We start from the raw sequence: 8,129 nt of genomic DNA on the forward strand, positions 1-8,129 counted from the left end.
TAATTATTTTCACGGTTCAGTTATATTGTCAAGCGCAATAATTAGTATTTCCTTTTGCTTAGGATTAAAATGCAATCTTAACTTGCCCGTTGCGGAAAAATTTTCACACTTTAAGGCAATATCTTGAGTTGAACTTGGTTCAATTTTAATTGGAGTATCAATGACAAGTGGAAATGTATTTTGGTCTTGATCTTTTAAATAAAAGTGGTTGCAGTGGTTGTTCACTAAATAGCTACACTTTCCGTGATTGACAATACAAACACTCAAAGTTATTCCACAGTGGGGCTGAACATCATTAACTGTGATACTAATATCGTTAATTCTAAGCGTTTCCTTAATATATCCGTAGGTTACAGGATTAAAACCTAAAAGCTTCATTACTAACTCATCTACAGTAATATAAGGATTTAATTCATAGATTTTATTATCACAAGCAGCTAGATTGTGTGCCATCTCCATCCGTAACCAGGCTGCATTTTCAATAGCTGTTTGAGTCAGTTTTTGAAGTTTAGGATAAATGGAAATATCGGCTTTTTTAGAATAGCCTGTAAAATATTTTTCTTTTTTCAAATAATCAATAACATTCTGCGATTTATCGAAAGCAGTTCGATTCTTTTCGTAATGCAATAAAATCCAATGTTCAAAAGCAACACTTGAAAACGCTAGCTTAACACCGTGTGTCTTTGCATCGGAAAATGCTTTTTCATGTTTGGTATAACCATCTTTATCAAAAACTGCCCAAACTTCGTCATAATTTTTTATTTCTTGTTTGGCGAGTTTGACCAGATTCACCGCATCTGTTTTAATAGATTCACCTTCTTTTTTTGAGGCTTTTATTTGGTCTTCTTCACTTGGATAAACTTTGATGGCATATTTTTCAAATACATCAGGTTGCTCAGCAATCTTCTCAAAGTAAATCGGTTCCGTATTAGTTCCTTCACATACTATGTAGATGGTCTGCTTTAACTGTCTTGATTTTATTTTTGTTTTTCTACTCATCGCCATAAATAAATTCAACTTCTTTAATATTAGGTTGACCACCAAATTTACCTTGCATATACCATAGGTCAAAAGGTTCATCACCTTTTACCTTATCAAAGTCTTGGGCAGAAAAGAGTTGTGTTTCACCATATTTATTTTTTTCGGTAAACCAGATTTGATCTTTTCTCAATAATTCCCGATCAAGTAGAGTAGTTTCATGGCTAGCAAAAATTAGTTGGGCCTTACGGGGATTAGTTAACGGATGGTGAAATAACTTAATTAAAAACTTACACAGTTTAGGATGTAAACTATTATCTATTTCATCAACAACTAGAATATGACCTCTATTTAATATCAATAACATTAGAGCGCCAAGGCCGTAAAGCGTAATAGTTCCGATTGATTCTTTTTGGAAAAAAGGAAAGTTAGCTTGTTCACCTTCTAACAAGCCATCTCGAGTTTTATGGACGGCAAACAATTCATACTTATTGTCACGCATAATAATTTTTTTAAGTTCCTCTGGCACCTCATCATCAAATTTAAAATCAACATCTTTTTCTTCTATTTTAATTTGCTCGATATGAGTATCGGCTATTCTGATGAGTTTATCTAACTTTCTTTTTAGCTTTTCATCTTTTTGCAATTCTTGATTAACATGAGGTACTAAATAACTCCTCATATGAGTATCATTGGCTGCAAACAAAGCATAGGTTTTTAAGTATTGATAAATTTTTTGCATTTGTTCATGTTCTTCACGAGCAACTTTTGATAAATAAGGATATTTAGTTAAGGCTTTGGTTGAAAAAAATCGCTTGTCTTCAAAATAAGCACCGCGCTTGACCTCGTTTTTTGTACGAATAAATAAGTTGGCTTGTCTTTTATTTGGATAATAATCTAGCTGTTCGTGATGAACTTCTCGACTATCAAAAGCAATTTGATACTCATACATAATTTCTTCAATAATAAAACTCAGCTTGAAGCTTGAAGGCTGGCTTAAGCACGACTTCTCTAACTCGAATGGTTCGTAATAAGGAATATTGTCATCCACATCAATATTGAGAGTGTGAATATAGGAGAGCAGTGTATTCAAAGCCTTGAGAATATTTGACTTGCCAGAAGCATTTGCTCCATAGATCGCCGCAGAGTTAAGCAAGCGCAGTTTATTACCTTCGATTGGAACAAAAGTATTGTCATTCTTCCGGGTGGAAGAGTCGGCAATCATGCTTAATGTTTGCTCTTCTTTAATTGACCTAAAGTTACTGACTGAAAATTCAATTAACATAAAGTAACTCAACTTTTAATGCGATAGACTTAGCCAATATATGCCGATAAAATAGATAGAAAAATACCTGATAATTATAACTCTTGACGGACGTTACAAGATATTATAGAGGTGTAGGATTTTTTGTAAACCGACGAGGCTACTCAAAATGACGATCGCCTACCTTGGAGTGACTGTTGTCCGCTTGTATGTCACAATAAACAAGCAATTATTATATTTTGAGTTATCCTGTGAGTCCTACTGCCGAAGTCAGCAATACCCTAAATGCGGGCGCTCTACCAACCGTTACCGCTACCGCAGCCCGCCGCGCTGTTTTTCCCTTCACTGCAATTGTTGGCCAGGAGGAGATGAAACTGGCGCTGCTGTTGAATGTCATCGATCCGAAAATTGGCGGGGTGATGATTATGGGCGATCGAGGTACTGGTAAATCTACCACAATCCGCGCCCTCACTGATTTGCTGCCGGAAATTGAGGTGGTGGCTGACGATCCTTTTAACAGTCATCCCACCGATCCGGATTTGATGAGCGACGAGGTGCGCGATCGCAGTCTATCTCAAACTGACATCAAAATCGCCCGCAAAAAAGTCCAAATGGTAGATTTACCTTTGGGCGCGACCGAAGACCGAGTTTGCGGTACGATCGACATCGAGAAAGCTTTGTCGGAAGGTGTTAAAGCTTTTGAACCCGGTCTTTTAGCTAAAGCTAACCGCGGCATTCTGTACGTTGATGAAGTCAATTTGCTCGACGATCATTTAGTCGATGTTTTGCTCGACTCCGCCGCCAGCGGTTGGAATACTGTTGAAAGAGAAGGCATTTCGATCCGTCACCCGGCTAAGTTTATTTTAATCGGTTCCGGGAATCCAGAAGAAGGAGAATTGCGGCCGCAGTTGCTCGACAGATTCGGGATGCACGCAGAAATTCGGACTGTAAAAGACCCGAATTTAAGAGTGGAAATTGTCGAACAGCGATCGAGTTTTGACCAAAATCCGCCGGAGTTTCTCGCGAAATATCAGCACGAACAAGATGAGATGCAGCAGAAGTTGGTGGAAGCTCAGGAAAGGCTGAAATCGGTAACTATCGATCGAGATTTGCGAGTAAAAATCTCCCAAGTTTGCGCTGAATTGGACGTAGACGGGCTGCGGGGCGATTTGGTGACGAATCGGGCTGCGAAAGCTTTCACGGCTTTGGAATGCCGCACAGAGGTGACTGTGGACGATATTCGCCGGGTGATGACTCTGTGTTTGCGACACCGGTTGCGGAAAGACCCGCTAGAATCAATAGATTCGGGGTATAAAGTGACTAAAGTGTTCGATCGGGTATTCGGTCTAGAATCAACTGAGGGGTAATAGGTAATTGGTAATTGGTAATGGGTGGTGATGAAACATTTCCCAATTTTTTAAGGCTTCATTCCCCATTTCCAATTACTAATTTCAGCAATGGAAAAACGAATTTTAGGATTAGATCCCGGCTTAGCAAGCCTCGGATACGGCGCAATTTCCTGTCACATTGTCCCCGGAAAACAAGATGAAAACGTTGTTTCCATGATTGATTGCGGCGTCATAAAAACAACGCCAAAACAGGAAATGGGACAGCGCTTGAAAACAATTTACGACGATTTGCACGAGGTAATTGAACAAATTAAACCCGATCTAGCAATTGCCGAAAAACTGTTCTTTTACAAGATGGGAAATACCATACTTGTAGCGCAAGCGCGGGGTGTTTTGACGCTAGTATTGGCGCAGTGTGGAGTGCCGCTGTTCGAGTTTACGCCGGCTCAAATTAAGCAAGCTTTGACCGGGCGCGGTAATGCGGATAAATCTGAAGTGCAAGAGGCCGTGGCGCGGGAGTTAGAGTTGGGTTATATTCCGAAACCCGACGATGCGGCGGATGCTTTGGCGGTGGCTTTGACTGGTTGGTACGATGATGATATTTGTCCGAAGAAAATACAGTTGGAAACAGAAAAAGTTTGATGCAATATCAAATCATCGGCAAATTAAGCACAAATCCGGGCAAGACATCTTCTCCCAATAAACTTACAGGAAATTGTACAATCTCTACTTCGCGAGAAGGCCGATAAATCTCCACTTGTTCGTCTAGAGGATTAATCAGCCAACCCAAGCGTAAACCACTGTTTAGATACTCCTGCATTTTCTCCTGAAGCGGCCGCAGCGGGTCTGGGGGCGATCGCAATTCAATGGCAAAATCAGGACAAATCGGCGGAAATTTCTCTTGTTCTTCTGCTGTTAAAGCAGACCATCTTTCTAAGCTAACCCAAGCCGCGTCTGGAGCTCGATAGCCATTATTAGGCAAGCGAAAAATTGTAGATGAACTAAACACTCTCCCTAGCTGCGTTTTACGGTTCCACAAGCCCAAATCTGTAATTAAATAGGCTTCTCGATTGCCGCTGACTCCGCCTACGGGTGACATAATAATGATTTCTCCTTTAGGTGTCCGTTCAAATTGCCAATCTCGATTCATCTGGCATAAACGGTAAAACTGTTCGTCTGTTAGTTCGACAGTATCTAAGTTTAAAGTAACGGTTGTCATTTTTCCTAACTCTCTATAAATATGAGTCCTGCCAACCTATTTTAGCGCCGCATTTGGTCAATTTTAACATCACTCCTCATAGCCCGGACTTAAGCTTTAATACGAGGGCTTAAGCCCCAGCCCGACTATTGCGAAGTGCAAAATATTATTTGAAAATGTAATTAAGTGCGATCGCCCAATTCCCACCTCCATCAAAAAATGCTATAATATCAACTTTAATTGCTAAACTTATCCCGACAACAGAGAACCCAGGAAAATAATATGGTGATTATTACCTCCCAACAAATTGCCCAATTTCGCTCGCAATTAGCGGAATATCCCGAAGCCCTAAAAGCCCTAGACGCCATCGAAGATTGCGAAGGTAACATCGAAGATGCAGCGATATCTCTAGCAATTCAAGCCGGACAAGAACCGAATATATCAGAAAATTGGTTAGACGGATTGGCAAAAAGATGCCGCGTTGCTATCTGCAAATCCGAGGTTAAAGAAGAGTTGACAAACGGACAATTGAATGCAGCATTTAGAGATTTAGTTGCAGCAAAAATTTGCCCTGATATTTTGGTGACTTCGGTGATTATTTATGTCTTTAAAACTGGGGTGAATGAGTTTTGCGAGCCTCTCGAATATAAACTGTAAAGCCATAGCTGCATTTAAAAATTAGGTGAAGCAAAGCTATCCCGAAGGGTAGGGAATCGCCCTCATTTCTCAAAACATGATACAACGAGGCGATCGCACTTTTTCTCTACCCCTGTCCACTACTGTACCCAGCCAGCATCAAATCCGGCGACAAACCCAAAGATTTCCCCAGCAAACGAGCAAGTTGTACTAAAAAATTAGCAGTATCTTCGTCACCTTCGCGGGCCATTGAAGCCGATATCTGGATTAGCATTTGCACAAATCCCGCATCAATTAAATGGGAACAGGAACTCAAAACTTCTGGTTCTTGGCCGTTGGGACAGGTAAGCACTCGCTCGATTAAGTTCAAATAAGCTTCTTGGCGTTCTGGATTCATTTTGGCAGGATCTGTACAGTAAATAATTTATTATTACGTTTAAGTCAGTCCTGTCAATCAGGCGATCGAATAAGCGATCCCCGTTTTGACTCTAGAAACTCCATTCAGTCAGGAATAGACAGAAGCTTAAAGAAAATCTTAAGTTTCTCAATGCTAGTTTAGTCGAGGTAAGATGCTCTTCGCCGCACCCAACTATTACGGGACTTAGGAATATACAAAATGAAAATAGGAATATTTTTAGGAAATCTCGGAAATCCCGCCATCTACTATCCCAAACTCGCCACCATTACCGGCGGAGTCGTGGCGAGTATTTTTCTTTGCCAATTATTGCAATGGCAATCACAACAGTCTAACTCCGGCGAATGGGTGAAAACTAACAGCACAGAAATAGAAAAAGCAACGGGTTTAAATCAGGAAGAACAGGAATTAGCGAGAAAGCAGCTTAAAGTGCGATCGCTCCTGAAAGAAAAATTAACAAATCCCAACACGGACACCCTAGAACTCTGGGCGGACATTGATGCTTTCGAGGAAAAACTCAATAACTTTTGGACATCCAATCCTGCGGGAATTATACCACAGACAAGCGGCGAAAACAACAATCACGCTGTAGAAATATTCGCCGAAACATCACGCCCAAATCATGAAGTTAAAACCGACAAATATTTCGGGCAACCCCGCCAGCAAATAGCCGTTGCTGTCACGCCTCATTACCGATTTAGCGGTCCTTGGAATTCCCAAGAACAACTTCACAATTTTCAGCGATCTTTAGAAGCCTATGCTCAAGAGCGCAGCTTAGGATTTGGAAATCCTTCGGGATGGGCATTTAAAATTATTGACAGCATGACAAAAGGCTTAACCTCGACTTTTTGGGAGGAATTTATCGCCGGAATCCCTTTAGGAGAAAGTCAGAAAGTTAAGCGAGATTGGGAAATCGAGCCGGAAGTGCCTTATCCTGCCTTTGAAGAGGAGCGAATTCAGTATTACGTGCACAAAGGCGAACCGCTAGAAGCAGCAGTCTCTAAAGCCCGTGCTGATTTGAGAAACCCCGTTTTGGGCAAAGATTTGTGGGAGGGATTTTTGCGAAAGTGCGATCGTATTGCCGATGATGCACTCAAAGCAAAACAGCAGGGCGTTGACACACCATATCTGCCCTCTTCCTTCAACGAAAAACCGCAAATCACCAAGGATAGCGTTATGCGGAAGTTAGGGGCGATCGCGCCGCAATTAGCCCTCAATCAATCCACATCTGAAACAATTGGTGAACCGCCAAAACTCGAACAAAAAGAGCCACCAACCGCCGCCGAAATCCCCAGTATTTCCTCTTTGCAAAAAGCTTACAAAACTCCTCTAGGTCGAAGTATAGTTGAAAAACAAATCGCTGCAAATCCAGACTGGGGTTACGAAATAGTTGACGGTGAAATAGTCGAATCAATCCCTTTTTAATGAGGCTGATATGAAACGAATTAGCGATATCAATCCGCTGGGAGAAGAGCGACCAAATCCTTCTGAGGAAGAGAGAGAAAAATTGGGGCAGGAAAGGTTGCAGCGAGAAAGAGATGAAGGATATCAAAAGTTAGTTGAACTCTGCGATTTGGGCGAATATGACATGGCCCAGCAGTTGGCAAATCGCAACTCTAATTGGGGTTATGAAATAGTTGATGGAATTGTGATGGAAAGGATAGATTAGGTTCGCAGTTATCCCATTTGTCACTTTCATGGGCGGGCAAGATGCCCGCCCCACAAAAAATTTAATATGTCGTGGAACAGGCATCTTGCCTGTTCCTAAGAATGGTACAAATTGACTATCACAATCTCTATGTTATAATTATAACTAAAACTTAAATACTTATCAAAACATGACAACAACTATTAACGCCAAAAATATAACTCTCGGTGAAGTTAGTCAATTTTTGAAATTCCAAGAGCAGCTTAATAATGACACGTACACAAATTTTTTATCCTTAGAATCCTTAACAGAGATAGAACAGTTAGAACTCGCCCAAATCCGCAACGATTTTCGCGAATACCTCTCAGTGGAAAGAGTCTCTGAAGGACTGGTACAAGCTCTAACTACCTTTCCCTTAATGCGATTGGCTGGCTTCTACCGCCGCCCAATCAAGATGAGTCTAGAACAAGACATTGCTAACATAACTATAGAAGATGAAGACACAACGATTACAGGCAGATTTGACATTTTAGCAATCAATAAAGAGAAACAAATTGCCGCTGATACAGCACTTCCGGGTGTTATGAGGTACAATAAGAATAGATTAAAAAAATACACCAATGAAAGCATATTCAGTAGAT

9 protein-coding genes and 1 pseudogene are annotated in these 8,129 nt (G+C 40.9%); 6 read left to right on the forward strand and 4 right to left on the reverse strand.

Features of this window, described 5'->3' with window-relative positions; all coding sequences use genetic code 11:
• Positions 1 to 9 precede the first annotated feature (9 nt).
• Both QUA43_RS28965 and QUA43_RS28970 read right to left on the reverse strand, forming a co-directional pair.
• Complete coding sequence (locus QUA43_RS28965) at positions 10 to 1,005, reverse strand: RloB family protein (protein ID WP_333379017.1); 996 nt, start codon at positions 1,003 to 1,005, stop codon at positions 10 to 12.
• Positions 992 to 2,263 carry an ATP-binding protein gene (locus QUA43_RS28970; RefSeq protein WP_333379019.1) on the reverse strand — a complete coding sequence of 424 codons (1,272 nt, stop codon included), beginning with the start codon at positions 2,261 to 2,263 and terminating at the stop codon, positions 992 to 994. Before QUA43_RS28970 ends, QUA43_RS28965 begins: the two co-directional genes overlap by 14 nt.
• A 230-nt stretch (positions 2,264 to 2,493) precedes the next feature.
• Here QUA43_RS28970 and bchI point away from each other — a divergent pair, with 230 nt between their 5' ends.
• Both bchI and ruvC read left to right on the forward strand, forming a co-directional pair.
• Positions 2,494 to 3,609, forward strand: coding sequence for a magnesium chelatase ATPase subunit I (gene bchI, locus QUA43_RS28975; RefSeq protein WP_333379021.1), 1,116 nt, complete (start codon positions 2,494 to 2,496; stop codon positions 3,607 to 3,609).
• Between the two features lie 90 nt (positions 3,610 to 3,699).
• On the forward strand, positions 3,700 to 4,233 hold the full coding sequence (ruvC, locus tag QUA43_RS28980; protein WP_333379023.1) for a crossover junction endodeoxyribonuclease RuvC: 534 nt from the start codon (positions 3,700 to 3,702) through the stop codon (positions 4,231 to 4,233).
• Between the two features lie 7 nt (positions 4,234 to 4,240).
• Here ruvC and QUA43_RS28985 read toward each other — a convergent pair whose 3' ends face one another.
• Positions 4,241 to 4,810 (reverse strand): Uma2 family endonuclease, encoded by a 570-nt coding sequence (locus QUA43_RS28985; protein WP_333379025.1) that lies wholly within the window; start codon positions 4,808 to 4,810, stop codon positions 4,241 to 4,243.
• A gap of 261 nt (positions 4,811 to 5,071) precedes the next feature.
• Here QUA43_RS28985 and QUA43_RS28990 point away from each other — a divergent pair, with 261 nt between their 5' ends.
• The gene (locus QUA43_RS28990; RefSeq protein ID WP_006632950.1) at positions 5,072 to 5,446 is read left to right on the forward strand and encodes a hypothetical protein; all 375 of its coding nucleotides are present in this window, start codon (positions 5,072 to 5,074) and stop codon (positions 5,444 to 5,446) included.
• Between the two features lie 106 nt (positions 5,447 to 5,552).
• On the opposite strand, the gene QUA43_RS28995 is transcribed toward QUA43_RS28990, so the two are convergent.
• Positions 5,553 to 5,822 (reverse strand): hypothetical protein, encoded by a 270-nt coding sequence (locus QUA43_RS28995; RefSeq protein WP_333379027.1) that lies wholly within the window; start codon positions 5,820 to 5,822, stop codon positions 5,553 to 5,555.
• Between the two features lie 219 nt (positions 5,823 to 6,041).
• Between QUA43_RS28995 and QUA43_RS29000 the strand changes: the two genes are divergently transcribed.
• The 3 genes and pseudogenes from QUA43_RS29000 to QUA43_RS29010 form a co-directional block, all read left to right on the forward strand.
• Entirely contained in the window at positions 6,042 to 7,265 is a 1,224-nt protein-coding gene (locus QUA43_RS29000) for a hypothetical protein (protein WP_333379028.1), read from the forward strand.
• 10 nt (positions 7,266 to 7,275) lie between these two features.
• A complete protein-coding gene (locus tag QUA43_RS29005; RefSeq protein ID WP_333379030.1) occupies positions 7,276 to 7,509 on the forward strand; it encodes a hypothetical protein in 234 nt (77 codons plus the stop codon).
• A gap of 169 nt (positions 7,510 to 7,678) precedes the next feature.
• A pseudogene (locus QUA43_RS29010) lies at positions 7,679 to 8,129 on the forward strand (restriction endonuclease subunit R); the annotation flags it as partial.

Source organism: Microcoleus sp. N9_B4 (genome assembly GCF_036701635.1).
Classification (GTDB): domain Bacteria; phylum Cyanobacteriota; class Cyanobacteriia; order Cyanobacteriales; family Microcoleaceae; genus Microcoleus.